This window comes from Legionella pneumophila subsp. pascullei, from assembly GCF_900637585.1.
Taxonomy (GTDB): domain Bacteria; phylum Pseudomonadota; class Gammaproteobacteria; order Legionellales; family Legionellaceae; genus Legionella; species Legionella pascullei.
This window is the reverse complement of sequence record NZ_LR134380.1, coordinates 2,649,892-2,676,349: the sequence shown is the minus strand read 5'-3', so window position 1 is coordinate 2,676,349 and position 26,458 is coordinate 2,649,892. Positions and strand designations below refer to the sequence as shown.

Genomic DNA, 26,458 nt, shown 5'->3' with positions numbered 1-26,458 from the left:
TTTAATCTTATTGAATTGATACGTGCCATTTTATCGATGAATAATTAGCGTATTCTTAAAAGTCTTAATGAAATTTTAATAATGAGTATTAAAATTCTGGAGGATGAATGGTGATGTAGATGATCAACTTATTAGATGAACATCAAAATCTAGGGTATATTAAAAAATTAATTAGTTTTGTAACTCTTAAACTTAACGTTCGACCTGGTAAGTATCTTAAGAAAACAGTCGACCTTTTTTCCATGCCTGGTCTATTAATTCTAAGCCATGAATCGAAAGAACAAGTTGAAAGTGATTATAATTTAGTTGGGAAATCGGAGCAAAAAGAATTATTCGTTCTGGCTGCCAGCAGGAGTCTAAAACCACTAAAATTTAATAAGCGTAAGGTAATATGCAAATAATTAAATCATCATTATTTACTGGCGATTTTGCATGGCAAGCATTAGATATTGCTCAAATATCTGATGCGAGCATTAGACTTCATTGGGCGGATCAACCATATATTTGGCATAAGAATGATGGGGATGAGGTTTTTGTTGTGCTGTCTGGAAAAGTGATTATGCACTACCGTGAGGGTGGTGTAGAAAATCAAAAAGAATTAAATAGTGGGGACATATGTTATTTGAAAGAAGGATGTGAGCATGTAGCTTATCCAAAAGGGGCTGCAAGAATACTTGTCATAGAGAAAGCTGGTAGTATTTAAAAATTGATTTATGTTTTCAGGTAATCCCCAAAAAGGATATTTATTGATGAGTGACTCGGCAGGCAAGTTAAAAACCCCTAAATTTAAAAAATTAAGAGGCAAGCTATGGGAATATCTCAAAGAGCTTTCTGCACTGCCGATTAAGCATGGTTTAGAATTAGTCATCAAGCAAATTAAAAGATCTGATACTGTTGTATCTAGGAATCAAGGGCAGAACTATGGAAAATTGTTTGATGATGCGAAGCGAAGAAAAAATTATCAACATACTTCTGACCTCATGTTGGTTAGGGGAATATTTATTTCTAAATGACTGTTATGTATTAAACATAGAGGTATTTAATACATGACTATTCAATAATGAGATAGTTTGGACCGATATTAAAACAATGAAAAAATTCATGTTCCTTCTGCTAAAAAGCAAGGAGGTTTGCTTGATAGATTTGAATTATTATCAAAAGCAACTATGCTACTTTTGAGATTTGAACTCTATGCAACGGGTTAGGAAGGACAAGTTTAACTTATTGATTTTAAAATTAAATTGGTGGGCCCACTAGGGCTTGAGCCTAGGACCAACGGATTATGAGCCCCTCAATGCCAAAATTAGCAATTGATTATATTGTAATTTTTATAGCAGGAATTAACTACAAATATTAGTTGTTTTAGAAATTTGACTGAATAATGACATTATTTAAGTTCTCTTTGATAAAATTCCATTGCTCAAATACTTGTGCTTGCAGATGTGGGTTTGTTTGAATTTCTAGCTCCCTGGCATTTTCTTTGGTGTAGAATACATTCAAAACCAGGAACTCATCGCGATTTGCAAAGGCTTTATCCATAGATACTATATTCCTTTTTGCATCATCGACGAAAAGGATAGTTTTAATATCTTGTTTTGTATTAGCTAGAATACAAAGTAGGGCTTCACCTTTATCTTCTCCATCAAGAAACATAATCCCTTGCTGATAAACTACTTCTCGACTAAATTGTGGGCAATGAAAATTACCAGCTACCGATGTTTTATTGTTGTTTAATTTTAATCCTTTTTTTCTGAATAATAATTTATCATCTATCGTGAATTGATTATCTTTAAGTTGCATCAGCGTGGCACTTAAATGCTCTTTTCCACGCGCGGTTAATCCCATGAGGGTTGTGCCTTGATTTGCAGCGTCTTTTAGAAAGGGCAGTACATATTCATCGGTTACTTCCATTTTAACCAATTGAAATAAAATATTTTGGATGCGCACTAATTGTTGATAATCTTTAGTGAATAATTTATCTGAATCTACTCCTTGTTTCTGTAATTCATGTTGCCAGTCCCACCAACCAACACTACCTAAGGGCTGCGTCATGGTAATTAATGTGTCATCCAAATCAAACACCATTAAAGTGGTCTTCGGATCCGCTCCTAACTCCTTATACTGTGCCGCAATCTTTGCAAAAGTATCGGTCTGATAATGAATTACTTCAGCAAAAACGGGGTTAAGTAACAATGAATAAATGAAAATTATTATAAAACGCATGATAGCTCCTGGTTATTGTATATCAAGCGTTAATGATATAGATTAGCCAATTAATTGATTAGACCAAATAATATAAACTCATTGTTCGCTATGATAAACAATTCACTTAATCTAAATGATTTGGCAATTTTTGCATTAGTAGTAAAAAAGCGAAGCTTTACTCAAGCCGCATTGGAGGCTGGGATTTCCAAAGCATGGGTCAGTCAAAAAATCTCTCAGTTGGAGGGTAAGCTTGATATAAAATTACTTAACAGAACCACGCGTTCTTTAAGTCTTACTCTAGGTGGTGAAATCTTATTTGAACATTGCCAAGCCATGTTGAAAGAAGTGATTCATGCTGAAAATCATTTGCGGGAATACGCTAAGGCACCTTCTGGAAAGCTGGTTATTACCTGTCCTGAGATTTCAGGTTTAGACTTATTTCCTGCCTTATTGCATCAGTTTAAATTACTTTATCCTCAAATCAAGATTCGTTTAATTATTACCGATCAATTTGTGGATTTAACCCAGCAGGGCATTGATTTTGCCTTTAGAACCGGGAAATTGACTGACTCGGGATTAGTATCCCGCTATATTGGAGCAGTGCCACGATGCTTAGTCGCCTCCCCTGAATATTTATCTAATAATTCACCAATCAAAAGTCCAGCAGATTTGTTTAATCATCAGCTGCTAAAACATAGCTCCTTGCCTGATTGGCTTTTAAAAAAGGAGGAAGAGGCATTTAAAATACATGTTAAAAATCCTGTAATAGAAAGTAATTCCTTAATTTTTTTGCATAAAATGTCATGCCTTCATCATGGTATTGCCTTTCTGCCTTACTATTTATGTTCAGATGCTTTGAAACACAAAACCTTGGTTAAGGTATTACCTGATTGGCTTAATGTGGATAATGAGTATTATATGGTATATCACAAAGAAAAAAGCGTTCTTTATATACATCAATTGTTTAAAGATTTTATATTGCAATCTGATTTAAACAAAATGATTTCAAATTAGGCGCGAATAAACCCAAAAATCAAGAAATACATCTTGCCTATGTCTGATTTTGTCTATGTGTTAATGGAACGCAGAAGCCGAAATAAAACCAGTGAATTTGTATTCCAGGCTGAAAGTAAAACAGGTTATATCTATGAACCTATAAAAGCAGTGAATAGGGTAGTGGAGTTGTCTGGCGTACCATTTACCTTGCCTGATCTTCGTAGAACTTTTGCGACTATCGCGGATAGCCTTGATTTGCCTGCTTATGCTTTAAAACGCTTGCTGAATCATAAAATGAACAATGACGTTACAGCAGGATATATTATGAAAGATGCTGAGCGGTTGCGTAAGCCGATGCAGCAGGTTGCTAACTTCTTGCTAAAGCATATTGAGGGGGATAATTCATTAAATATCATGGTGATTTGACGAATATTTAGTAGTAATTAATTTACTACTTCCCCTAGGACTTCTCTCCTAGGGCGCAGAGCCTCTTCGGAGGCTCTTGTTTTTTCTGGCTTTTAAAAATGAATTTTATTTCACTATATATCTAGAGAAATAAAGTTGATTGCGGTTTCATATGATGGATGTTTTTTTTGTACTGATGTTTTTGTTCAGCTTGTTATCTAGTAATGCATATAGCGAAAAAGTGAATAGTATTTCTCTATTCACTTATCCTGTTGAAGCAATATACATCATCAATAATCCAAGAACTGGCGAGATGGTCATTGGCTCAGATTATCATGGAGCTTGCAATTTATCAGGCGAGCAGTATTTTTGGGGCGTAGTACCCTCGAAAAATGAAAAACCGGCGTGTTATTCAAGCACTTCTTACAATATGGTTATCGGAGCAGATACATGGTATTGCTCTGATGGAACAAATGCTTATTTTAATGTTCCGCATAATTATTGTCTGAATTTTATTGTTTGTCCTGATGCAAGTTGGACACTGTCTGAAAACAAGGAATACTGCATACGTCAGGATTTGCCTTGTATCCCCGATCCAGAAAATATTTCAGAAGAGCAAGCGTTGGCTGCTTTAGCCTATGGCGAGTCGCACTGGTCTAACGATTATAAAGAAATGGCAGGTATTGCAAGTGCTGCCCGAAGAAGAATGAAAGCAATGGGATTTAAGAGTATTAATGAACTGATATTAAAAGATAAAAATTTTGCTTATGCTACTGATCCCAAGATAAGGAATGAGCGTTACTACAATATCATATGTGGAATCGATTCCTCAGGGGTAGAATTAGCGTATAAAGCTTCCAGGAATGCTCTAAACGATGGAACTGATTATTCAAATGGGGCATGTTTTGGGGATGGAGTTGATTTGAAGGTAAATGGAGAAAATGCTTATAGATATAAAGCAAGATTTAAGCTTGCTAATAAAAATCATAATGTTCTTTCTGTAATTGAACTACCACCATTACAAAGAAGAGGAAAAAATAATAAGTATTTTGAATATACTTATATTTCAACATCTGGCATCAATAAAACTATATTTTGGAAGTACACTAAAGAGGCGCTTGAAGCAGGAGAAACGCAATGTATTTAAGGGAAAAATTGGTTGTAATTTTAAGTTGTATATTCATAAGCTCTATTGTATTGGCTATGCCCCCAGTAGAATTTTTACAATCATGTAAAAACAGTAAGCCAGCCAATGATTCTATAACCATGACCTTACTTGATGGGTTTGGCAGCACTAAAGATAATGAACCAGGTTGTAGAAATCATTTCGATTCTGAAATTAATGGTCAGCTCTATGGAGCGGTAGTTTGTGATGACCAACCTTATTTAATAATTGCAAATAAAAAAATAAGTACAGCAACAGCTAAAAACTATTCGATGAATCCAAGTGTTAAACCAGATATCCCAATTCTTCGTTTTTCTGAGTGGTGGAGAATAAATAAAGGCGATAAATCTTATCTATGTATACAAACCTCTCTCTCAGATACAGGGTCTGCTGCTAATTCCTGGCAATATTATCTAGTTGAAGATGCTTTTGATGTGAACAAAAAAAATTATAATATTAGCTATTATTTTTTCGACATGAATGCCTATAAGCGTTTTTGAATTGATTAAAAGCTAATTTACCAGATATATAGGATGGACAAAGGAACCCACTGACGTGCCTACCGATCATAGCCCAATTTTGTCCCGGTGGACACACTTTGCTTTGTTCATCCTGCAAACTCTCAAATCTTAAATATAAAACTCCGCCTGTTCTGATTTACCATCAAATAACGTCATCAATTCGGATAATAATAACCGAGCTTCATTAATCAAAAATTCTTTAAATTTATCTTTTTTCAAAGCGCGGGACTAGCGGGACTAGGGTCACTAGCGGGACTAGGGTCAGATCTTGCTTTTTGCTTCTTAAAATAAAAAAGCAAAAGACAAGATCTGACCCTGAACGCTCCTAGCTTGCCTTGCATGCTTTACGGGACTATGGGCAGATTAAATCAAAACTAATTCAGATTAAATATAGAAAATTAATCTGCTTAATTACAAGTCTAATGTTTCTATGGACTCGTTAGGTTCCTCTGCGGTAATAGTCTTGCGGGCATTTTTCGTCGCTGAGCTCTTGGCGAGAAAGAAAGTAATAAGCTGATTCCTTTCTTGATAATCGGTCAGCTCATGCACTTTCTGGTATTCAATTGTTTTTCTTACATTCGCAGTACAATACAATGACGCAAAAAAATTTGAGCGTAATGCGCGTAGAGATAAGTTAAGATCCCTGTGTTGGCTAGGAATATGTTCCAATGCCAAACCATTTTCTTCAACGGCAGATTGACACATATCATTATTTTCTTTCAAACGTGGAGAAGCATACCGTATTGCAAAGCCTCGTTTATTCCCTATGGCTTTAAATACTACATCATCATCGTCTTGCATCAAAGGAGAGGCAAATTCTAATGCGTTACAATCGGATTCAACCGCAGCCAATACCGTTTCCTTATCATTTTGAAGGAGGTCATCAGCCCATTTTAGTTCACTACCACAAAAAGATACCACATGATAAACAAGCCGTTTATCGCTTCTAACAGCTTTCGAACGATATTGCAACATGGGTGATGAATTAAGCCCGTCACGGAAAATCTGTGCGTAGGCTTTGCTAAAGGCATTATAAAAATTCGTATTTACCTCTGGCATTTCTGGAAAATAAAGTCGATATAAAGCCTCCCAGCCATGATGATTATGTTTTGCAGGAAGTGCCGGTAAATCCAAATCAATCAATTGGTGATTCAAAATCTTCTCAATAGCCTCGTTTTTCAATAGTTTGCTCCTTATTTTATCGTTTATAAGTTTTGGCTCTACCCCAAATAAGGGGGCATTTTAATCAAGTTAGTATAGACTAACTCTTTGATTTGACGGTCAAAAGGAAGATTAAAATGCCCAAGAAAGATTGTATCCTAAATTTACCAGGATATTCTATTAAAAAGGTGAGTAGAGAAAACCCAGTTTTTATCGAAGTAACTTATCGTTGTGTTGTTCGCTGTATTCATTGTGGTAATAAGAAGTTACGTAAAAAAGACAGTTTTATAAGACGCATACGTCATGAGTCGATTGGATTAAGAAGCAGTTACTTGTGTATCAAGGCTCATAAATATTATTGTCCTGCGTGTGGTCGCTATTTTAATCAGCGTTTTCCTGGGATAGGCAAGTATCAAAGAGCGAGCGAGAGTTTGCGTAAACAGGTATTTCACTATCACAGCAAAGGAGTGAGTCAAAAGGATTTGGGCTCTACCCCAAATGAAGGGGCACTTTAATCGGATTATAGTAATCTAAGTCTTTGATTCCGCAATCAAAAGAGGATTAAAGTGCCGAGAAAAGATATTATCCTAAATTTACCTAGCTACTCAATAGTCAAGGTGACAGGAAACAATCCTGTTTATATACAAGTGAGTTATAACCGAGTAGTGCGATGTATTTACTGTAATGAAAAGCGATTAAGAAAGAAGGATAGCTTTGAACGCAAGATACGTCATGAATCGATAGGGTTGCGTTATAGCTATTTAATTATCAAGTCGCATAAATTTCAGTGCTATGGGTGCAAACGCTATTTTAATCAGCGTTTTCCGGGGGTAGGTAAATACCAGCGAGCCACAGAAAGCTTGCGTAAAGAGGTGTTTCACCATCATACAGAGGGTGTTAGTCAAACGTAATACGGGGTCAGATCTTGCCTTTTGCTTCTTGATCGTAGAGTTGTTTTATAATTCTGTTAATTCTTGAATAGTGGAGCCCCAAATATTTACCAATTTTTTTCAAACAAAAGGCAAGATCTTACCCCTTTATGTGCTTTAGATTGTTCCGAGATTACTTATTGTTTTTCATTTCGATTTTTTTTCCGCTGCTTTGTCCTTCGCTATTTTTTTGCACTTATCAGGGCAGTCTAGGTTTTCTGAATGTGTACAGGTCAAAAGACAAGCGTTATAAAATGAACTTTCTGAGATCTTGTCATCATATTGTTCTATACCAGCATCAATCCCTTTAGTGACATAGGGTTCATCCGCCACTGCGATATCAATATATCCACAAAATAATAATCCAATAAATGCATATTTCATGCGCCTCTCCATCAGTTAAATCAATGATGGGATCTCCAAAGTAAGATAAATGATGTTCTTTTTTAGTATAGCTTATTAATTAATCATTAAAAGTGATCTCTGGCTTGTTTTTTCAAAAAGGCAATGGGATCGAGTCTTGTCTTTTACCCTATAACATCACCTCCTAGTTAACCAAATGAATATCAAATAAAAGTGAAGATGCGACTTATTGACTCATGAAAATCACCAATTGGGAAAGATAGGAGAATCTTACAGGTTATAGGGTCAGATTTTGCCTTTCGCTCGGAAATATCGTTGATGGCAAAAGGCAAGATCTGACCCCGATGATTCATTACTGACCCCGATGATTCATTAATGTTGTCGATAGTGCAACCCCTTCTAGAACAACACTCCTGTTTCAATAAGCAACCGCCCTTGCGAGTGGTTTGTACCATCCTCACCAAAGGCTGAACCCGCAATAATATTATCCGCCACTACAAGGGATGCCTCACCGCGCGCAAAAAAGATGCCTCGTTGGTAGGTTGGTGTTAGTGTTAGCGACCAGGCATTACTGCCAGGACCATAGGCCACGTTGGTCCCACCTGTTGTGTCAATATATTCGGCGCGACCAGTAATGCTCCAATAGGTATTGAAAGCAAATTTTGTCGCTAAGGCAACGCCATAAGTCGATGCTGAGTCCAGTAGACCAATACTTGGATCTTTTGGGACATGAGTAAATTGTAATGTAGGACTTATCGTCAATCTGCCGGATGTATAAGAATAAATCAAATCATAAATCTGACTGTTATTTTGAACCAATGGAGTTACTAAAGTGGATTCGTTGTCATGTTTGATGTTGCCGGAAGCAACTATGCTTAAGCTATTTTTTGAATTAATAGCATAAGTCACCAACCCTGAAAGCCAGTTAAGCCGTCCCGAATAAAAACCATCGCTTATAGCAACCGAGCCACTCAAAGCCCCTTGGTTGTAATTTATTTGCACACCGCGATTAACCCCATTAGTCTGATTCCACAGCAAGCCACGTTCAATATTAAAATTTTGGAAGGTAAAGGTACTTTCAGCGCCGATAAGTGTGAATAACTTGCCTGCCATTATCGAAAAATTATCACTAGGAACCAATTTGATAAAAGCCACTGGAACGGGACCGAAAAAATCACGAGTCGTATCGTCCATACGTAGATAAGTAGTGCCAAGAGATGGTAAAGAATGACCACCCGCCTGAACATAAAACTGCAACAAACCTTTATTATTCTGAATAAAAAGCTGGCCATTATCCAAATCGAGCAGTGAGTTGGGATTTCCTGCTACAGGATTATTCTGCCATAGGCCAAGACCGCTTATGATGCCGTTGATATAAATATTTCCGAGTGCGCCTGCTTCGATATCAAACGGATTAGAGTTAACAACAAGAGGGCCTGTTGTCGCAGGGTAGGGTAAAGAAATTGAAGATGTTTCAACTACTATAGATTCGGCCCAACCGAGCCCTATTGGAATGTTAAAAGTGGTATAAAGTAAAAAAATTTGAGCAATAGATTTTTTCATATTTATTCTATACGTAGGGCTCGCTATACCAGTGCAGTCCAACACAAGGGGCAAGTTTGTGCTTCTAATACTAAAAAGGCTCCATTCGCAAATACAGTGGTTATTAAGGAGCAGTTTTTAATTAGCAGAATACGGGGTCAGATCTTGCCTTTTGCTTCTTGATCGTAGAGTTGTTTTATAATTCTGTTAATTCTTGAATAGTGGAGCCTCAAATATTTACCAATTTTTTCAAGCAAAAGGCAAGATCTGCCCCCTTTATGTATTTTCACAGAACAACATATTATCTAAGTATGTATTATACTTATATATAATAAAAGAGAATTTATAACTCCAGTTAAGCTGTTAAACGGCAGGGAGTTTTAATATGGTTACGAAGGTTGATATTTTGTATATAGAAGATGATGAAGCTGATATTATTGCAATGCAGCGTGAATTTCTAAAAACCAAAAAACCAATTAACATTGTTATTGCTAAGGATGGGGAGCAGGGACTTGATATGTTATATGGATTAAATGGTCAGCTTAAAATCAATCCTAGAGTTATATTGCTTGATCTTAATTTGCCTAAAATGAATGGACTTGATTTTTTAAAAAAATTAAGGAAGGACTTTAATTTTATAAATGTTAAAGTGTTTCTGCTTACTGGCGCTTACAATACGGAAGAAAAGCTTGCTTCAATTGATTTAGATACGTCTGGTTGTATTATCAAACCCTTGCAACATGAAGATGCGCTTAACATTTTTTGGTGCGCTACTTCAGGAGAAAACATGTCAAAATTGCTTTTTATGCAGTAAGGTGAATTAGTCGAGAATACGGAGCACGGAATACGGGGTCAGATCTTGCCTTTTGCTTCTTGATCGTAGAGTTGTTTTATAATTCTGTTAATTCTTGAGGCTCTACCCCAACAAAGGGGGCATTTTAATCAAGTTAGTCTAGACTAACCCTTTGATTTGACGGTCAAAAGGAAGATTAAAATGCCTAAGAAAGATTGTATCCTAAATTTGCCAGGATATTCTATTAAAAAAGTGAGCGGAGAGAACCCGGTTTATCCCGGTTTATATTGAAGTAAACTATCGTTGTGTTGTTCGTTGTATTCATTGTGGTAATAAGAAATTACGCGTAAAAGACAGTTTTATAAGACGTATACGTCATGAGTCTATTGGTTTACGTCGCAGCTACTTGTGCATCAAAGCCCATAAATATTATTGTCCTCCTTGCGGACGTTATTTTAATCAACGCTTTCCGGGGATAGGTAAGTATCAAAGAGCCAGCGAGAGTTTGCGTAAACAGGTGTTTCACTATCATAGCAAAGGAGTCAGTCAAAAGGATTTGGCGCGCGACTTAAAGCTGGGTAAATCGACGGTAGAGCGCTGGTATCATTACGGTTATGAGCTTCGCTATAAGAAGATAGCTACTCGTTCCTGCCCCCGAGTATTAGGACTTGATGAGCATTTATTTAATAGAAAGGTGGGTTATGCTACAACCTTTTGTGACTTGGCCAAACATAAAATATTTGATGTAGTTGAGGGACGCTCAGAAAAGGACTTAGAGAGCTATCTTAATACCTTGGAAGGAAAAGAGAAGGTACAGGTAGTCTGTATTGACTTAAGCTCGAGTTACCGCAAGTTGATCAGGCATTACTTTCCCAATGCCATGATTGTTGCCGATCGCTTTCATGTGATTCGTTTATTGAATCAATTCTGTTTGCAGACTTATCAGCAGATTGATCCCGAAATAAAGTATCAGCGAGGCCTCTTGGCCGCATTGAGAACTAATCCTAATAATCTCACGGTAAAGCGACTCAATAGACGAGAACGTTATTTGCAACAGCAGCCTGTCATTGCTGCAATATATTACTTTAAACAGCGATTACATCGGCTTCTCATGCGAAAACATCGTACCGCAAAACAGTGTACGCGTTTAATACCTCTCTTTCTTAAATTGGTTGCCAGTCTGAAGGAAAGCCCTTTTGAATCACTCAAAACGTTAGGTAAAACATTATATCAATGGCGGGAAGAAGTGGTTAGAATGTGGCGGTTTACTAAAAACAACGGCATTACTGAAGGCTTTCATCGTAAGATGAAACTGATTCAACGGCGTGCTTATGGGTTTAGAAATTTTGAAAATTACAGGTTAAGGGTTAAAGTTTTGTGTTCTTGATTAGTGCCCCCGGAAATGGGGAAGAGCCATTACGTTCTGTTGGAGTTAGCTTTGAAGACAGGCAAGATCTGCTGGGGCATCGTTCAGGTCGTATTACAACGCATTACTCATCAGCTGAATTGCAGAATCTATATGAAGCTGGAAACAAGGTTTGCGAAAAGCAACAAAGTGGGGTGGTTCTCACGTTGCTTCGTAATCCAAATAATAGAAAAGAAAAAGATACAGCTCAGAGACGTAAGGTAGTTAGTTTATGAGTTTGTATCTACTGTGCCCCACAAAATCCCCACAATGGTTTTTGAGGGGTTGGAGAATCAATTGTAACTTATTGAATTTAAAGGACTTTATTGGTGGGCCCACTAGGACTTGAACCTAGGACCAACGGATTATGAGTCTGTAAAATAGGGGTTTTAGCCACTTTTATCAATTTTTAAATTCTTTTAAAAACCCTTTAAAATCAACGATATTAAGCTATTTTTAATTTTATTGACAAATATTTGGTTTTAAATAAACTGTCTACATGGCGTCTACATGGAATTTTAGGGGTGAAAATGGCAGCAACCGAAAATGGAATCAAATTAACTAAAACTATCGTTGATAAACTCGAGCATATTTCTGGAAAGACCCAAACGTTTTATCGTGATAATGATCTAAAAGGGTTTGCTTTAAGAATCACCTCAGGTGGTGTTAAAAGTTTCATCGTTGAAACCAGAATCAGTGGGAAGGTTAAAAGAGTCACTTTAGGCAAATATGGCAACCTGACTGTTGAAGAAGCGAGAAAACAGGCCAAGAGTCTTTTAGGTAGTGTTGCCAGAGGTGATGATCCAATTGCTGAGAAGAAAACCAAAAAAGTTCATGCCATGACTTTACAACAGGTGTTGAATGACTACCTCAAAGCAAGAAAAGATTTAAAGCCACGCACCTTAAACGATTACCAATGTGTGCTGCATGAAGTTGTACCTGACTGGCTCGATAAACCGTTGGTGAATATCACCCGAGAAATGATTGCCAAACGTCATAGCAAGCATGGTCAGGCAAATAGTAAAGCACGTGCCAATAATGCCATGAGGGTATTAAGAGCCATTTTTAATTACGCCATGTATGAATATCAAGATGGCAATGGTCATCCAATTATTACTATTAACCCAGTCAAATACCTATCGCATACCCGGGCATGGTATCGAGTGGATCGCAAACAAACAGTGATCAAACCGCATCAATTAGCTGACTGGTATAAGGCAGTCATCGTATTGGTGGAGACTAATAACTACCGCAATGCCTTACTGTGGCATGATTATTTTTTATTACTCTTATTCACCGGCATGCGAAAAATGGAAGCAGCCTCTTTGCGCTGGGAGGATATAGATCTCAAATCCAAAACTATCACTCTGCAAGACACCAAAAACCACGAAATCCATACACTGCCTATGTCTGATTTTGTTTATGAATTAATGGAACGCAGAAGTAGGAATAAAACCAGTGAGTTTGTCTTCCCAGCTGAAAGTAAAACCGGTTATATCTATGAGCCTAAAAAAGCGGTGAATAGGGTGGTTGAGTTATCTGGCGTACCATTTACTTTGCATGATTTAAGAAGAACATTCGCCACTATTGCAGATAGTCTTGATTTACCTGCTTATGCCTTGAAGCGATTGCTTAATCATAAAATGAACAATGATGTTACAGCAGGATATATCATGAAAGATGTTGAGCGTTTGCGTAAGCCAATGCAGCAGGTTACTAATTTTATACTTGAGTATATGATGGAAACTGCGGAGTTAAGTTGAATGTATTTGACGTCCCTAACTATTATTATAAAGATTATTCTGCTGAAGACTTCTGGAACCTTTGAAATAATTTGTCAGCACGCTGCAAAATGATGCTGGTAAATGGGCTAGGCGTTATGTTTTTTTGAATTTTGCTAACTAGATTCAAGACTTCTTTACGTACTAGGGCGCCAGATAAAAGAGCCTCTTCTGCCATTTGTGTAAAGTGACGTGGGAAGAGGCCATCAAAATCATATTTACTACCAACTTTCATCGCCATTTTACTAGAAAGAGTAGGATAATATACGGTTGAAATCATATCGTAGAAAGGTGCTAAACGAGTTTTAGAACCATGATAGAGCAAAGAGAAGTTTTTGCTATGTGCATCATTGTTGCCAATAATCACATTAAACAGAATCCCTTGTAATAATTCTTTAATGTCAAAGACAGGGAGACTTGATATCTCTCTTATCAAACCAAAGCACTCACTAATTTGGGGGCCACCTTCTCGCTGATATTTCATCTCAGGGCTTATGCCCATTGCCTGACAAAAATCCTCTTGATGAAGACGTTGGATTCCTTGCTCTGTCTCAATCCGATCATAACGTTTAACCAACAGATAAGGAGTATCATCAGCGTAATGGATGACTGCATCCACAGCATTTAATCCAATTTTTTGAGCCAGGTTAAGGCAGAAACACTCGTTTTCAATTAGGGTGGGAAAGTCTCGATTGATTGGTTTTAAAATGTGAGTACTGGGTGCACCATTCATTGGTATTGCGAGATTTCCTTCAATAATAGCTACTGGGAGTTTGTCCTGAGCTCCAGCAAGGGATAAACGGATTCCATCCTCACCGACTATCATAGGTCTTTGGTGCATGGTTTGCAGTATTTCTAATATGTCCTTTTTTTGAATAATTTTATAGTCTGGCTTTAGCTGAACTATGGAGGTATTTTGAGGCAATATCATCACAGCCCCAGCACATTCACCTCCAATAGCGGCTAATAAGGCAAAATCATTTTTTTCACTGATACCCAATTGACGAGCAATAGCAGTACGCATATGGGCTTCGGGTAATAGACCACTAAAAAACGGTCGGCATTGCTGCATTGAATAAAGGGTTTTTTTAACGGGAAGCGAGTGTGATAAAGGGGAATTATTCTTGTTTTCAAGATAGCTATCATCATAGACAAAAGACATGTCGCCATGCGCATCAATACTTAATTGACCTGCTAGTATTTGGTTAAGATAGACATCCAAGTTATGATTTTTCATTTTCAAACTCAGTATGAGATAAGTTGAGTTGAATCCCTAGTACTTGCAGTACTTGCAGTGTTTTTCCAATTTGGCAAGTGGGCTTTCCATTTTCCAAATCAATAATAAAACGTAATCCAGTTCCGGCAGTTAAAGCTAGATCTTTTTGAGTAACATCAAGTTCTTTACGAACTTTGCGAATATAACGTCCTATATTTTCTGAGGATTGAATCATCATTTTTCTCATAATGTTCCCGTACGGTAATTTTATACCCTATTTGAAGAAAATTCCAGAAAATATTCCCGATCGGTAATAATAGGATGTTTTTTTGCATATTAAATAAAAATGTTACCGATCGGGAACATCGATTGAGATCCTAAAGCGACCAAGTAAATCATGAAATAAATAATGAAAAAGGTTGAATGATTGTGTGGTTTATTCATGCGACATTTAATTTGTGTTGGGAAATTATTTGTTTTTGAACTTAATTGGTTAGCCAAACTATCGTCTAAAGTGGATTTTAACTTCGTCCAATATGGATTATAAGTTCGTCTATTATGGATTATAAAAATGAGAGGGACGAAGGGGACAAGTGGGAAACCCTTACCACTTCTGGGTTCTTAGCGTTCCCACCCCATAATATGCTGGTGGGGCAAATGGGACAAAAGTGCTTTTTATATTTCAATTAGTATCATTTAAACTCACTTCATTTTAAAATACCTGAACTCGCTTGACATAGTTTTATGATTCAAGTAAAAATTTCACAAGCTTTTAATGAGCCGTAAATGGAACGGTAGAAGTAAAAGCTTAGGAATTAATGGAAACGTATATCACCATAAACAATTTATCTGCGATGGAGCTGGATAAAGGTTGATATTCATTACGCTGGATGCAGCAGGATGCAGGATAGGCGCAACATACAGTTGCAATGAATGATCAATTTTAAGAGGTTCCACTATGTCAGTAATAAATATATCTCGCCTAGATCTATTAAACGAATTTGAATCAGCTCCAGAGTCTGCTTTATTTAGCCAACAAACCATTGCCGCGGTATTGAGCTGCTCAACTCAGTTACTCGAACGCAATCGATGGGCAGGTACGGGTATTCCGTATTTGAAAATTGGTCGCAAGGTCTTGTATCGCAAAAGTGAGGTTCAAGAATTTATCCAACAACAACGAGTGTATCGTTCAACCAGTGACGAAGGTCAATTGCTTTCAGCGGTTAACGTATAACGGTTTTTGTTTTTTAACGATTCAAAGAAGGAACTGTTTATCTAACATAACTCCTTCTTCGAACTCGCGTTGGAGATTTTCTTATGTCACAAAATCAAGTGGTAACATTAGCCAATATTTCCCAAAATCGCCCAATCGTTTGTGAATACGGTGGCGGTCATTTCAGACAAAACGAGAAGGGACTGTGGTTCATAGGTACTGATAAGGATGGCAGTCAATTGTCGCCTCGTTGGATTTGCTCCCCATTGCATGTTGTTGCTAAAACTCGCGATGCCAAAAGTGGGGAATGGGGTCGTTTACTCGAATGGCTCGATGATGATGGGGTTATCCATCAATGGGCCATGCCATTAGCCTTGTTGCAAGGTGATGCCTCTGATGTCAGGCGTGAATTGGCAAGACTTGGATTAGCTATATCCCCCAATAAACTGGCGCGAGATTTAATGACTTCCTATTTACAGGTTGTTCCGGTTGAAGATCGCGCTCGTTGTGTTGAACGATTAGGCTGGTATGGAGATATTTTCGTTACTGCCAATGAATGTATTGGCAACAGTGAAGAAAAAATAGTTTTCCAAAACACCAATGCTATTGAACCCGCATTATCTTCATCGGGGACAGTAAAGCAATGGCGAGATTCAATTGGGCATTTAGCATCAGGTAATTCGCGTTTAATCTTTGCTATTGCCGCCGCCTTTGCGCCTAGTTTAGCAAAGTTAGTAGGGGAAGATTCAGGCGGTTTTCATTTGCGAGGTGCCTCTTCATCTGGGAAAAGTACCGCTTTAAAAGTAGCAGCATCAGTCTGGGGAAACCCAGAAAATTATTGTCGATTATGGCGCAGTACTACCAATGGCCTAGAAGGATTAGCCGCCTTGCATAATGATGGATTACTGATACTTGATGAGCTGAGTCAGGTTGACCCAAGAGAGGTTGGGGAGGCTGCTTATCTGCTGGCTAATGGTCAAGGAAAAACTAGAGCATCACGCGCGGGAACGGTGAAGCAATCCTCGCGTTGGTCATTGATTTTTTTATCGGCTGGCGAAGAGTCATTAACTTCCTTGATGGCAAAAGCGGGGCTTCGAGCTAATGCAGGTCAGGAAATACGTCTTGCAGATATTGAAGCCGATGCAGGTTTAGGCATGGGATTGTTTGATAAGATCCACAGCCACATCAATCCGGCAGCCATGGCATTAGCTCTTAAAGAATCAGCCGCTCAATGTTATGGCGCGGTGGGTATGGCATGGCTACAAAACATAGTATCCAATCGCAAGACGCTTATTCCTGTGATAAGCAATATCATTAAGCAATTTGTTGATAAGGTAGTAGGACAAGAACCTACAGGTCAAGCCATCCGAGTTGCTAGACGATTTGCCCTAGTAGCAACAGCAGGAGAGCTTGCCACCCAGTTTGGCCTAACGGGATGGCAAAGCGGAGAATCCTTCAGTGCTGCAAAAAAATGTTTCGAATCATGGCAAGAAACCTTTGGCACAGAAGGCAATCGAGAAGACAGAGCAATATTCTCCCAAGTACGCGCATTCTTCGAAACTTATGGTACCAGTCGTTTTGATAATGTAAAAGACCCAAATAACGAGCGCATTCATAACCGTGTTGGTTTTTATGAGGTAGATGAAGCGGAATATCGCCAGTTTATGGTGCTACCTGAAGCTTATAAAAATGAGCTTTGTAAAGGCTTCGAGCAGAAAATGGTAACCAGAACTTTGCTCAATGCGGGTTGGATTATTCCTGCTCCTGATGGAAAGGCAACTCATAAACCTCGTATTAAAGGTGTCGGTACCCCTAGGTTGTATAAGTTTACAGATAAGATTTGGGGTGGGTAGTGTTTTTATTGTTAACCAACTATGTGGTTCGCTATGCGCGAATCACTAACTAATAGACAAAAATATTTTTCCTGTCTCGTCAATTCGGGCGCTTAACTCTTAATTACTAAGCAGCAATTCGATTAACTTTGTGTGCTAAATATTAAGAAAATTCTCTAGAAATAGTTGCCAATATCTCACTGATCGTTTCTTTAATATTATCTGTATATCTAATTTGCTGTATACCATCTAAATTTGAAGGCATCTCCACGTTTTCTTTCATAACTATTACTGCTTTATTAAATCCCAGTCTGCCTTGAAAGAGACCAGCTTCATGAATTATATTTTGCCTTGCACGTATCTTGTCATCTTTTTGAACATCTTCTCCGGTGAAAACTAAAATTGCAAAATGACTTTTATTAGACATATCTTCTAAAACATCCCTAATCGTATGGCCAGCTCTAGCTCCTGTTTCATATGCCTCTATTTTTATATTATGCTTGTCTTGTAATTCTTCTTTGACTATTTTCCAATCTTGATCATGTCCATGTCCAATATAAACAACTAACTCATCTTTAATAATATTATTATTTTTTGACTCTGGTAATAATGATGATTTTGCATTTTCTTCGAATATATTGAAGATTTTAATTATCTGGTCTCGTGAGTTAGATTCAAAAGAAATTCTTGTTCTATCCTCATCAAAGTTTAGATTGAACACATCTCTATTTGTTGATTTTTCATCTTGAAAGATGAGTAATAAAGAAGAACGTGAACAATCTTTATTGTAATCGGAAACATACTCATCAAAAGAGTCATATTCCCATTCTTCATTATCAAAAGAAACTGAAAAGACCGAATGGTATATTGGTAAATCGGTCTTAATTATATCTATACATTTAATAATAACGTTGCTTGGAAATTTAGTTCTCTCATAACGTTTATTTTTTTTCATCAAATATCCTTATTTAAGATAACTGAAAGATAAAAGTTTCAATTTAGTGCTGCTTTATTTATATGTCGTCACTTTACAATGATTCCCCTAATTAATTTTGATAGGAATCTTTGACACATTAGTTTGTATTATAGCATTCCTAGTTTGATGGACTGGTTAATTTATCTATTTTAAATTTCCTAATATATTAACTAATTAATTTACATGAAAACTACGGTTAGTCTAATGGCAAATAAATTGATCTACAAAAAAGGTATGAGTATCTGATTTGTTTATCCCGAAGCGAAAAGCAAAGGGCGCAATATACATTCATTCGAATGTTTGCTAGATTATAAAAATCAGGTCAAAACAAAATCCTTAATGGACAAGGGTTTTTCTTTTTAAAAGCAACCGATGGATCACTTTAAAATAGGTGTATTCATGGCTATTGCTTTTGCTAGAGTTTCAATTCATTCCAGATCAAAAGGTCATAGTGCAATTGCTGCGATTTCTTATCGGGCTGGGATCAAGTTAGTTGATGAACGCACCGGACTAACTCACGATTTTTCTCATCGTCAGGATGTCGTTTTTTCAGAAGTGTTACTGCCTAACAATTCAGATTCTGCATTTTCAGACCGCTCGATTTTGTGGAGTGCTGTTGAGACTGCTGAAAAAAGAGTTGATGCGCAGCTATGTAAAGATGTTGTTTTGGCTTTGCCCAAAGAATTGAATCGAGAACAGCAGATTGATTTAACCCGACGATTTGCTCATACTCATTTTGTTGAGAATGGTTTGCCAGCTGATATCGCTATTCATGATCATGGTGATGGTAATCCGCATGCTCATATTTTAATTCCCACTCGTCGACTTGAAGGAAAACAATTTTCTAAATATAAAGCACGTGATCTGAATCCTACTTTTGCAAAAGGCTTTATTGTAGAAAATGATTATTGGGGTGAGTTGTGGCGTGAGATGCAGAATGAATATTTTGTTGAACAGAATCTTGATTTAGAAGTGGATGCTAATCATTTAATTTCCGAGAGGCACAGAGGCCAACAACGTAATTCATCTGCGCATTATTTACAAGAAGAAAATCAATTGATTCAACAAGCCCGCATGGAAATGACGCGGGATAATATTAACCATGTGATTGAGCATCTGTCTTCACAACATAGTGTATTTACAAGAAGAGACGTAGAGCGTCTTTTATTTAAGACCTTTAGTCCATCTAATAACCCGCAAGAATATTTACAGTTTGTTGAAAAGGTCTTAAGTGATAAGGATGTAATTTTGTTAGGGGAGAATAGTAAGGGAAAAGTTTCTTATACAACTCGAAGTCATTTTCTCGAAGAAGCGGGCCTATTAGATGATATAGAAAACATGATGCGCTCTAATAAGCACCGTAATAATCAATCGATAGATTACCTTGCTCAGCAATACACTTTGAGTGAGGAGCAGAAAGAGGCATTTCACTACATTACCCAAAGCCCAGATATTGCGGTTGTTATAGGACGCCCTGGAACTGGGAAAAGCTATCTATTAAAGCCAGTAAATGAATTTTATAAGCAAGCTAATCAACTAGTAATTGGTGCGGCATTATCAGGCAAAGTTGCCAAAGCGTTACAAAGTGAAACAGGCATTAAATCGTCTACTATAAAGTCGTTATCCTATCGATTAGCCAATAATATGATGCAGCTAAGTGATAAGCATGTCCTGATTATCGATGAAGCTGGTATGGTTGATTTTGCAAGTCTAGCGTACTTGATTAAAGAAGCACACAAGGCAGGCAGCAAGGTGGTGTTGATTGGTGATCCAGATCAATTAAAACCCATTCAAAAGGGTGAAATATTCAGAGGTATAGCTGCTCGCACGGGTTATATTGAGATTGAAAATATTAAACGACAACAAGATTTGGGGGATAGGCAAGCAAGCCTTGATTTAGCCAAAGGAGATATAGACAAAGCCATTCAACATTATCAGGACAAGGGCGCTATAACAATTACCGATACCAAGCTGCAAGCTATAGAGCAAGTAGTTACAGGCTGGAAACAAGATCTTGAGATAACGAATATGGCGGACACCATCATGTTGTCCTATACCAGAAAAGCAGTTAATCAGCTCAATGATTTGGCTCGTGAATCGTTAATTGCTGAGAATAAACTTGGTGAAGAAAACATCGTCTATCAAGGATTAGAGCGGAGCCTCAAGATATCAACGGGTGAGAGATTATTGTTTAGAGAAAACAACAAAGTTCTAGGTGTTCGGAATGGAGACACAGCAACCGTTAAAGAAATAAGTTCCCAGCAAATGAGCGTTCAATTAGATAGCGGTGAGTTACTCACTATTCCTAGAGAATATAAGGCCCTAGATTATGCCTACGCGCTGACCGTTCATAAATCCCAAGGCATGACCGCCAAGAAAGTGCGCGTTCTCATCGATAGCAAATATTGGGATAGAAATCTAAGTTTTGTTGCAATGACACGACATAAAGAACAATTGAATATCTATGCAGATCAAGAAAATCACCCAACAGTACAGGCATTAAAACAAACTTTATCCCGTAGCAGTACCAAAGATAACGTTATTGACTGGCCTCTGGATTTTGCTACTCGAGCAGGTTTTGATTCTGATTCATTAATTAGTAGAGCCGTGAATCATATTGTTGGAGTAGGGCATAAGATAAAACAAGCTTATAACTTTATCGTTAATTATGAGGCTTATCTTTTGAAAGCAAGGAAACAGGGTAAATTACAGGATATTGGGGAGGCGAGAGCAGATGCTAGACAGGAAGCACTTAAAGTTGATGCAACAATGCCTGAGAATAAAGCTTACAAAATATCACATCAATCCTTTGAAACTTTGAAGAAAGATTTTCCCCAACTCGGTGAGCTTGAGACCCTTATCAATAAGCGACAGCGAATGACTGGTTACTTTGCTGAAAAAGCGGATAAACAAATTACAACGATGTCACGACAATTATTAACTAATAAGGCCGTTGCCAATCAAGTTAAAAGTCAATATCCAGAGTTTTATCAAAAGATACAAAGTATCTATAACAAACAGAAGGAAAAAGCTTTACTTTATGATCGTTGATGATAATAACCAAATCTAAAATGTCCCCTATGCCCCACGTAGGTAATTTGAGGTGGGGACGGCTATAGCCCAGTCCTAGCGCGGGTGACCCACTTGTCCCTTTTGTCCCGTGTAATTTTTTAAGGGTTGCAAATAATACCTTATGTTTTTTAGAAATCTTAGTTTGGCTTTCCCGTTTGCACGCAAACAGGCTACTCGCTGCAATAATATCCATATTTATTGACTCCTTTGCCCCAAAGGGGGTGGCGAAAACGCCTTATGTAGACTTAACGCCTACTTGATTGTGACCGCCAGTAAGCACGAACATGAACAGGGAAGCTTGATAGCTTTCTCCAATGTTGTCTTACAAAAACGGTTTTTAGCTTGTTCAGCATAAAACACCTTTATTATTTTCTTGGATTAGTCCAAGCCCTCTTAGAGCATTATTGCCCTTCATCACAGCAATTGCTCAGAGGAAAAATAATAATAAGGCAAGACGCCACTGTTTAATTATAGAGCACAAATGAGTCCTGATTTTCTAAACTAGACTAAAATTAGATAAAAAGGACAAATAATGAGAAAAAACAATGAACAGGCTTTAATAGTTCCTATTAGGCCATTTTTAAAATGGGCTGGTGGTAAGTTTCAGATAATAAATAAGATTCGAGCCAGCCTACCTAAGGGGGCTCGTTTGATTGAGCCGTTTGTAGGTTCTGGAGCGGTATTTTTAAATATGGACTATGACAAGTTTCTTCTTGCTGATATCAATGCTGATCTCATTAATTTATTTGAGCACTTAAAGTCTGAACGGCATGATTTTATTCATTTTTGTAAGCAATTTTTTAGTGATGAATTTAATAAAAAATCAACTTTCCTAACGTTGCGTTCGGAGTTTAATTCTACTAAAGACAGCTACTTGAAGGCTGCATTATTTCTTTACCTTAATCGTCATGCTTTTAATGGCCTAATGCGTTACAACAGTTCTGGCAAGTTCAATACGGCTTTTGGCGATTACAAAAAGCCTTATTTTCCAGAAAACGAAATGCTAACTTTCATTCAAAAATCAGAAAAGGCAGAGTTTAAATGTGCTGACTATAGCTTAATTATGAATGAAGCTACAAAAGGAGATGTAGTCTATTGTGATCCCCCATATGTACCGTTATCTGCATCGGCAAATTTTACAAAATATCATTCTACTGACTTTGGATCAGAAGACCAAAGAAGATTAGTTGAGCTAGCAAAAGAACTAGCTGCTAAGGGAATTCCAGTCATTTTATCGAATCATGATACGGCGTTTACTCAGAATTTATATCAAGGATCAAGCATCCTAAGTTTTGACGTGCAACGTAGTATAAGTTGTAACGGAAGTACTAGAGGTCGAGCACGTGAAGTACTTGCCTTATTTAATTAGGGGCGTGTTATGAAACAAGGCGGTTCATATGCAAATAGTAGTGGAGGGGTTCTCGAAGGACTAGTCGAGTTCGCTCTCACCAAAAAGGGATTTACTGTTGTCCGTTATAAAGATTGGAAATTGAATCCATCTAGCTATGGTGATGAACTATTATTGAAAAATGTTCCCTATGAAGGGCTTTATAAGCATGCTAGTGCTACAGAATTTGTATTAATGTCCAAAGCATACAATTTGAACACTAGGATTGAATGTAAATGGCAACAGGTTTCAGGGAGCGTTGACGAAAAGCTTCCTTATTTATTTTTGAACTGCTCTGAAAAAATGATTGAGCCTCATATTATTATTTTACTTGATGGCGGTGGTGCAAAACCTGGGGCTATAGAATGGCTTCGTGAATCTTGTGAAAAATTTAATTTAAGAGAGTTAGATGTTTCGAAGCGCAGAATCGATTTAATGAACATGACTGAATTTGTGCAATGGGTTAACAGCGTTTTCAAATAGATAAAGGAATAATAATGTGTCAAATCAAAAAAGGGACAAATAAGATTTATTGCTGGTTAAAAAATAAATTTGGTGGAAATGGTATCCCCACAGATATGAAAATTCTGGAAACCATATACAGTTTATATTTAGAAGATTTTCTCAATTATTCTCCAGAAAATAAAACCCGCGAGGAAAAAATTTATCTTCCAATTGAGATTAAAAAAATAGCAGAAATTTTAAGAACGGATGAGTAATTGATATTTGGACGTATCTATCACTATCTGAATAAAAAACATAGTTTTGATAAAACCCCATTATTTGAGATTAAGCTGGGTACAGATATTCATGTAATTCAATTTCCATTAATGGTGTCAATACTAGCGGAACTTTTAAATGATCACAGAAGGTTTAAAACAAGTATTTGGTTATCCGTTGGAGCGTTAGTTTTATCAGTTGTAAGCATAGCAGTTAGCTTTCACTAGACTTGATTGGCTATTATAGTTCTAAGATAACAAGGTTCCAGCAATTTTTTGTGCAGTAGCGATTATCAGGTTAAATCCCATATCAACACCTTTGTTTTTAAACACTTCTTTTGTTTTGCTCCAAACTGTATCTGAACGAACTGAGTCAAGGAACTCATGTCCTCTCCATGTTAGTCTGCTAACATGGAAATCATAGGGTCGACCAGCTGTTGTTTTATGAATATTACACTCAATCAAGTTATCATCACATAACAACTCAATATGATGGGAAATTTTATTATGTTCTGATTCAGGGAAGTTTTTAAGCTGTAAATAAGTATTAGTTTCTAGGTTTTCAATCTTTATTAAGATATTTCTAATGACATCCCAGTCACGTCTCATAATTTTTTTCCCTAAAGAATCCGTCTACATTGCGTCTACACGACTTTTTCGAATTTTCAAAAAACTACCGTAACTACTTGATTTTATTGGTGGGCCCACTAGGACTTGAACCTAGGACCAACGGATTATGAGTCCGCTGCTCTGACCAACTGAGCTATGGGCCCGGAGAGGGGGTCATTTTAAACTTAATTTATTTAATCTTCTACTATTTTTTATATTTTTTTAATGACTGTTTATAAAAACAGTCATTAAATTAACCTTCATCTCCTTCAAGGAAGCTTCTTAGCTTTTCTGAACGTGAAGGATGGCGTAATTTGCGTAGTGCTTTTGCTTCGATTTGGCGAATGCGTTCGCGGGTTACGTCAAATTGTTTACCGACTTCTTCCAGTGTATGGTCTGTATTCATTTCGATACCAAAACGCATACGGAGAACCTTGGCTTCGCGTGGGGTCAGAGTTTCCAGTATTTCTAAAGTGGCTTCTCTTAAACCTTCTGCTGTAGCCATATCGATGGGGGATTCAATGTTGTTGTCCTCAATAAAATCACCCAGATGAGAATCGTCATCATCACCGACAGGGGTTTCCATGGAAATAGGTTCTTTGGCTATCTTCAGAACCTTGCGAATTTTATCTTCACTCAATTCCATTTTCTCGGCCAATTCTTCCGGTGTTGCTTCCCGGCCAGTTTCTTGCAAAATTTGGCGAGAAATACGATTGAGTTTATTGATGGTTTCAATCATATGAACCGGAATACGGATAGTACGAGCCTGATCGGCAATGGATCGTGTAATCGCCTGTCTAATCCACCAGGTTGCATAGGTAGAAAACTTATAGCCACGTCGGTACTCGAATTTATCGACTGCTTTCATCAAGCCAATGTTGCCCTCCTGGATCAAATCAAGAAACTGCAAACCACGGTTGGTATATTTTTTGGCGATAGAAATCACAAGACGCAGGTTAGCTTCAACCATTTCCTTTTTAGCTCGCCTTGCTTTGGCTTCGCCAATAGACATCTTGCGGTTAATGTCTTTGATTTCACTGATTGTTAAACCATATTCTATTTCAAACGAGGCCAGCTTGGATTGTAAGCGTAGTATTTCTTCCCGGTATTCTTCAATACGCTCAAGATCAAGTTTTTTGGCGTGTTTGCTGATAATAGTTTCTAACCAGCTCAGGTCAGTTTCCTGGCCAGGGAAGGTATCTATAAACAATTTTCTGGGGATGCGTGCCTTTTCGATACAAAGACGCATAATGCTTCTCTCAAATTCGCGGATATGATTACGCAATTGGCGAAAATGGCGAGTTAATTTATCCACTTGTCTGGAAGTCAATTTGAGCTTCAGAAAAGATTCAGACATGGAATCGAGCAACTCCACCGTTTTTTTATTCGTACGGCCGTGCTCTTTAAGAGCTTTCATTGCCTTGTCAAAGGCTTCACGCAATTCATCAAAGTAAGCTTTTGCTTGCTCAGGATTGGGTCCGTCATCCACATCAGAGATGCCGCCTTCTCCGTCTTCATCTTCCTCATCCACATCAAGAAGAATATCTTCCTGTTGCTCTTCATCAAGCATGGAACCAATGTTGGTGGCTGGTGCTATTTCTTCATCAACATCAGCAAAACCGCTAATGATTTCATTAAGACGAATTTCTTCGACAAGGAAACGATCATAATCCTCAAGAACCAGTTGCACTGTTTCCGGATAATGCGCCAAGGATTTTAGAACCTGGTATATTCCTTCTTCAATGCGTTTGGCAATGCGGATTTCACCTTCACGAGTCAGCAGTTCTACTGTGCCCATTTCGCGCATATACATACGCACCGGGTCAGTTGTTCTACCTGTTTCTTTATCCACAGAGGCGAGTACCATCGCTGCTTCTTCAATATCTGGTACTTCTTCAGTATTTAATAAGAGCGCAAGTTCATCTTCACTGGGTGGAAGCTCAAAAACTTTGATGTTCATGCCTTCCAGCATGCTAATGATTACATCAAAATGCTCTGTATCCACAATGTTAGGTAATAAGTCATTAATTTGACTGTAAGTCAAATAACCTTGCTCTTTACCCAGGCTAATGACTTTCGTAATTTGTGAGCTTTGCTGATCTTGGTCATTCATGGTCATAGGCACTTCTGTTGGAACAATGGGAAATTACAAAAAGTTTTAAATTATA

The 26,458-nt window shown here is 37.5% G+C and carries 24 protein-coding genes, 1 tRNA gene and 4 pseudogenes; 19 read left to right on the top strand and 10 right to left on the bottom strand.

All coding sequences use genetic code 11. From position 1 onward, the window contains the following. The first annotated feature begins 119 nt into the window (after positions 1 to 119). The 3 genes from EL201_RS12015 to EL201_RS12005 are packed head-to-tail and all read left to right on the top strand — an operon-like array spanning position 120 to position 1,013. Positions 120 to 401: a hypothetical protein gene (locus EL201_RS12015; protein WP_050598290.1), complete on the top strand. Its 282-nt coding sequence runs from the start codon at positions 120 to 122 to the stop codon at positions 399 to 401. After that, positions 392 to 703 carry a cupin domain-containing protein gene (locus EL201_RS12010; protein WP_011947278.1) on the top strand — a complete coding sequence of 104 codons (312 nt, stop codon included), beginning with the start codon at positions 392 to 394 and terminating at the stop codon, positions 701 to 703. The genes EL201_RS12015 and EL201_RS12010 overlap by 10 nt, the downstream gene beginning before the upstream one ends. A 46-nt stretch (positions 704 to 749) precedes the next feature. Then, positions 750 to 1,013 (top strand): hypothetical protein, encoded by a 264-nt coding sequence (locus tag EL201_RS12005; protein WP_231955063.1) that lies wholly within the window; start codon positions 750 to 752, stop codon positions 1,011 to 1,013. A gap of 349 nt (positions 1,014 to 1,362) precedes the next feature. Here the strand turns inward: EL201_RS12005 and EL201_RS12000 are convergent, their stop codons facing one another. Then, complete coding sequence (locus EL201_RS12000; RefSeq protein WP_011947276.1) at positions 1,363 to 2,223, bottom strand: DUF2608 domain-containing protein; 861 nt, start codon at positions 2,221 to 2,223, stop codon at positions 1,363 to 1,365. Between the two features lie 90 nt (positions 2,224 to 2,313). On the opposite strand from EL201_RS12000, the gene EL201_RS11995 reads away from it, so the two are divergent. From EL201_RS11995 to EL201_RS11980, 4 genes are all read left to right on the top strand, one after another. After that, on the top strand, positions 2,314 to 3,219 hold the full coding sequence (locus EL201_RS11995; RefSeq protein ID WP_011947275.1) for a LysR family transcriptional regulator: 906 nt from the start codon (positions 2,314 to 2,316) through the stop codon (positions 3,217 to 3,219). A gap of 39 nt (positions 3,220 to 3,258) precedes the next feature. Further along, positions 3,259 to 3,627 (top strand): site-specific integrase, encoded by a 369-nt coding sequence (locus tag EL201_RS11990; RefSeq protein WP_027222476.1) that lies wholly within the window; start codon positions 3,259 to 3,261, stop codon positions 3,625 to 3,627. Positions 3,628 to 3,847: 220 nt separating this feature from the next. After that, positions 3,848 to 4,753, top strand: a complete 906-nt coding sequence (locus EL201_RS11985) for a hypothetical protein (RefSeq protein WP_231955060.1) — start codon at positions 3,848 to 3,850, stop codon at positions 4,751 to 4,753. Beyond that, on the top strand, positions 4,744 to 5,271 hold the full coding sequence (locus EL201_RS11980) for a hypothetical protein (protein WP_027222474.1): 528 nt from the start codon (positions 4,744 to 4,746) through the stop codon (positions 5,269 to 5,271). The genes EL201_RS11985 and EL201_RS11980 overlap by 10 nt, the downstream gene beginning before the upstream one ends. 432 nt (positions 5,272 to 5,703) lie before the next feature. Here the strand turns inward: EL201_RS11980 and EL201_RS11970 are convergent, their stop codons facing one another. Then, positions 5,704 to 6,474, bottom strand: coding sequence for a DUF4116 domain-containing protein (locus EL201_RS11970; RefSeq protein ID WP_011947271.1), 771 nt, complete (start codon positions 6,472 to 6,474; stop codon positions 5,704 to 5,706). 116 nt (positions 6,475 to 6,590) lie between these two features. Here EL201_RS11970 and EL201_RS11965 point away from each other — a divergent pair. Then, positions 6,591 to 6,938, top strand: a pseudogene (locus tag EL201_RS11965) (transposase family protein); the annotation flags it as partial. An 81-nt stretch (positions 6,939 to 7,019) separates the two neighbouring features. Beyond that, positions 7,020 to 7,358 (top strand): annotated as a pseudogene (locus tag EL201_RS11960) (transposase family protein); the annotation flags it as partial. A 171-nt stretch (positions 7,359 to 7,529) separates the two neighbouring features. On the opposite strand, the gene EL201_RS11950 reads toward EL201_RS11960, so the two are convergent. Both EL201_RS11950 and EL201_RS11945 read right to left on the bottom strand, forming a co-directional pair. Then, a complete protein-coding gene (locus EL201_RS11950) occupies positions 7,530 to 7,766 on the bottom strand; it encodes a hypothetical protein (RefSeq protein ID WP_027222472.1) in 237 nt (78 codons plus the stop codon). 378 nt (positions 7,767 to 8,144) lie between these two features. Continuing rightward, positions 8,145 to 9,308: an outer membrane beta-barrel protein gene (locus EL201_RS11945; protein WP_050598289.1), complete on the bottom strand. Its 1,164-nt coding sequence runs from the start codon at positions 9,306 to 9,308 to the stop codon at positions 8,145 to 8,147. 364 nt (positions 9,309 to 9,672) lie between these two features. On the opposite strand from EL201_RS11945, the gene EL201_RS11935 reads away from it, so the two are divergent. The 4 genes and pseudogenes from EL201_RS11935 (at position 9,673) to EL201_RS11920 (ending at position 13,248) form a co-directional block, all read left to right on the top strand. Continuing rightward, the gene (locus EL201_RS11935) at positions 9,673 to 10,101 is read left to right on the top strand and encodes a response regulator (RefSeq protein ID WP_027222470.1); all 429 of its coding nucleotides are present in this window, start codon (positions 9,673 to 9,675) and stop codon (positions 10,099 to 10,101) included. A gap of 180 nt (positions 10,102 to 10,281) precedes the next feature. Beyond that, positions 10,282 to 11,467, top strand: a pseudogene (locus EL201_RS11930) (ISL3 family transposase). Between the two features lie 29 nt (positions 11,468 to 11,496). Then, a pseudogene (locus EL201_RS11925) lies at positions 11,497 to 11,721 on the top strand (site-specific integrase); the annotation flags it as partial. A 294-nt stretch (positions 11,722 to 12,015) separates the two neighbouring features. After that, positions 12,016 to 13,248, top strand: a complete 1,233-nt coding sequence (locus EL201_RS11920; protein WP_027222468.1) for a tyrosine-type recombinase/integrase — start codon at positions 12,016 to 12,018, stop codon at positions 13,246 to 13,248. Positions 13,249 to 13,282: 34 nt separating this feature from the next. On the opposite strand, the gene EL201_RS11915 is transcribed toward EL201_RS11920, so the two are convergent. Beyond that, positions 13,283 to 14,503, bottom strand: coding sequence for a type II toxin-antitoxin system HipA family toxin (locus EL201_RS11915; protein ID WP_027222467.1), 1,221 nt, complete (start codon positions 14,501 to 14,503; stop codon positions 13,283 to 13,285). Further along, positions 14,490 to 14,729: a helix-turn-helix transcriptional regulator gene (locus EL201_RS11910; protein WP_172457045.1), complete on the bottom strand. Its 240-nt coding sequence runs from the start codon at positions 14,727 to 14,729 to the stop codon at positions 14,490 to 14,492. The genes EL201_RS11915 and EL201_RS11910 overlap by 14 nt, the downstream gene beginning before the upstream one ends. Before the next feature lie 711 nt (positions 14,730 to 15,440). On the opposite strand from EL201_RS11910, the gene EL201_RS11905 reads away from it, so the two are divergent. Both EL201_RS11905 and EL201_RS11900 read left to right on the top strand, forming a co-directional pair. Beyond that, positions 15,441 to 15,716: a helix-turn-helix domain-containing protein gene (locus EL201_RS11905; RefSeq protein WP_027222465.1), complete on the top strand. Its 276-nt coding sequence runs from the start codon at positions 15,441 to 15,443 to the stop codon at positions 15,714 to 15,716. An 83-nt stretch (positions 15,717 to 15,799) separates the two neighbouring features. Continuing rightward, positions 15,800 to 17,548, top strand: coding sequence for a DUF927 domain-containing protein (locus EL201_RS11900; protein WP_027222464.1), 1,749 nt, complete (start codon positions 15,800 to 15,802; stop codon positions 17,546 to 17,548). Positions 17,549 to 17,690: 142 nt separating this feature from the next. Here the strand turns inward: EL201_RS11900 and EL201_RS11895 are convergent, their stop codons facing one another. Next, on the bottom strand, positions 17,691 to 18,482 hold the full coding sequence (locus tag EL201_RS11895; protein ID WP_027222463.1) for a TIR domain-containing protein: 792 nt from the start codon (positions 18,480 to 18,482) through the stop codon (positions 17,691 to 17,693). Between the two features lie 420 nt (positions 18,483 to 18,902). Here EL201_RS11895 and traA point away from each other — a divergent pair, with 420 nt between their 5' ends. The 4 genes from traA (at position 18,903) to EL201_RS11875 (ending at position 23,681) form a co-directional block, all read left to right on the top strand. After that, positions 18,903 to 21,554 carry a Ti-type conjugative transfer relaxase TraA gene (gene traA / locus EL201_RS11890; RefSeq protein ID WP_027222462.1) on the top strand — a complete coding sequence of 884 codons (2,652 nt, stop codon included), beginning with the start codon at positions 18,903 to 18,905 and terminating at the stop codon, positions 21,552 to 21,554. 553 nt (positions 21,555 to 22,107) lie between these two features. After that, complete coding sequence (locus EL201_RS11885; RefSeq protein ID WP_032828924.1) at positions 22,108 to 22,944, top strand: Dam family site-specific DNA-(adenine-N6)-methyltransferase; 837 nt, start codon at positions 22,108 to 22,110, stop codon at positions 22,942 to 22,944. A gap of 9 nt (positions 22,945 to 22,953) precedes the next feature. Next, the gene (locus EL201_RS11880; RefSeq protein WP_027222460.1) at positions 22,954 to 23,445 is read left to right on the top strand and encodes a PD-(D/E)XK nuclease superfamily protein; all 492 of its coding nucleotides are present in this window, start codon (positions 22,954 to 22,956) and stop codon (positions 23,443 to 23,445) included. Positions 23,446 to 23,459: 14 nt separating this feature from the next. After that, positions 23,460 to 23,681, top strand: a complete 222-nt coding sequence (locus tag EL201_RS11875) for a hypothetical protein (protein WP_027222459.1) — start codon at positions 23,460 to 23,462, stop codon at positions 23,679 to 23,681. Between the two features lie 249 nt (positions 23,682 to 23,930). Here the strand turns inward: EL201_RS11875 and EL201_RS11870 are convergent, their stop codons facing one another. From EL201_RS11870 to rpoD, 3 genes are all read right to left on the bottom strand, one after another. Beyond that, positions 23,931 to 24,290, bottom strand: coding sequence for a DUF2513 domain-containing protein (locus tag EL201_RS11870; protein ID WP_027222457.1), 360 nt, complete (start codon positions 24,288 to 24,290; stop codon positions 23,931 to 23,933). An 87-nt stretch (positions 24,291 to 24,377) separates the two neighbouring features. Then, a tRNA-Ile gene (locus EL201_RS11865) sits at positions 24,378 to 24,454 on the bottom strand. Positions 24,455 to 24,543: 89 nt separating this feature from the next. Then, entirely contained in the window at positions 24,544 to 26,409 is a 1,866-nt protein-coding gene (gene rpoD / locus EL201_RS11860) for an RNA polymerase sigma factor RpoD (RefSeq protein ID WP_027222456.1), read from the bottom strand. Positions 26,410 to 26,458: the final 49 nt, after the last annotated feature.

Coding starts and splice junctions, on each gene's coding strand:
- EL201_RS11895 (WP_027222463.1), bottom strand. CDS start 18,482: ATGAAAAAAAATAAACGTTATGAGAGAACTAAATTTCCAAGCAACGTT.
- EL201_RS12000 (WP_011947276.1), bottom strand. CDS start 2,223: ATGCGTTTTATAATAATTTTCATTTATTCATTGTTACTTAACCCCGTT.
- EL201_RS11995 (WP_011947275.1), top strand. CDS start 2,314: ATGATAAACAATTCACTTAATCTAAATGATTTGGCAATTTTTGCATTA.
- EL201_RS11910 (WP_172457045.1), bottom strand. CDS start 14,729: ATGAGAAAAATGATGATTCAATCCTCAGAAAATATAGGACGTTATATT.
- EL201_RS11880 (WP_027222460.1), top strand. CDS start 22,954: ATGAAACAAGGCGGTTCATATGCAAATAGTAGTGGAGGGGTTCTCGAA.
- traA (WP_027222462.1), top strand. CDS start 18,903: ATGGCTATTGCTTTTGCTAGAGTTTCAATTCATTCCAGATCAAAAGGT.
- EL201_RS11870 (WP_027222457.1), bottom strand. CDS start 24,290: ATGAGACGTGACTGGGATGTCATTAGAAATATCTTAATAAAGATTGAA.
- EL201_RS11920 (WP_027222468.1), top strand. CDS start 12,016: ATGGCAGCAACCGAAAATGGAATCAAATTAACTAAAACTATCGTTGAT.
- EL201_RS11900 (WP_027222464.1), top strand. CDS start 15,800: ATGTCACAAAATCAAGTGGTAACATTAGCCAATATTTCCCAAAATCGC.
- EL201_RS12010 (WP_011947278.1), top strand. CDS start 392: ATGCAAATAATTAAATCATCATTATTTACTGGCGATTTTGCATGGCAA.
- EL201_RS11980 (WP_027222474.1), top strand. CDS start 4,744: ATGTATTTAAGGGAAAAATTGGTTGTAATTTTAAGTTGTATATTCATA.
- EL201_RS11875 (WP_027222459.1), top strand. CDS start 23,460: ATGTGTCAAATCAAAAAAGGGACAAATAAGATTTATTGCTGGTTAAAA.
- EL201_RS12005 (WP_231955063.1), top strand. CDS start 750: ATGAGTGACTCGGCAGGCAAGTTAAAAACCCCTAAATTTAAAAAATTA.
- EL201_RS12015 (WP_050598290.1), top strand. CDS start 120: ATGATCAACTTATTAGATGAACATCAAAATCTAGGGTATATTAAAAAA.
- EL201_RS11885 (WP_032828924.1), top strand. CDS start 22,108: ATGAGAAAAAACAATGAACAGGCTTTAATAGTTCCTATTAGGCCATTT.
- EL201_RS11950 (WP_027222472.1), bottom strand. CDS start 7,766: ATGAAATATGCATTTATTGGATTATTATTTTGTGGATATATTGATATC.
- EL201_RS11935 (WP_027222470.1), top strand. CDS start 9,673: ATGGTTACGAAGGTTGATATTTTGTATATAGAAGATGATGAAGCTGAT.
- EL201_RS11945 (WP_050598289.1), bottom strand. CDS start 9,308: ATGAAAAAATCTATTGCTCAAATTTTTTTACTTTATACCACTTTTAAC.
- EL201_RS11915 (WP_027222467.1), bottom strand. CDS start 14,503: ATGAAAAATCATAACTTGGATGTCTATCTTAACCAAATACTAGCAGGT.
- rpoD (WP_027222456.1), bottom strand. CDS start 26,409: ATGACCATGAATGACCAAGATCAGCAAAGCTCACAAATTACGAAAGTC.
- EL201_RS11905 (WP_027222465.1), top strand. CDS start 15,441: ATGTCAGTAATAAATATATCTCGCCTAGATCTATTAAACGAATTTGAA.
- EL201_RS11990 (WP_027222476.1), top strand. CDS start 3,259: ATGTCTGATTTTGTCTATGTGTTAATGGAACGCAGAAGCCGAAATAAA.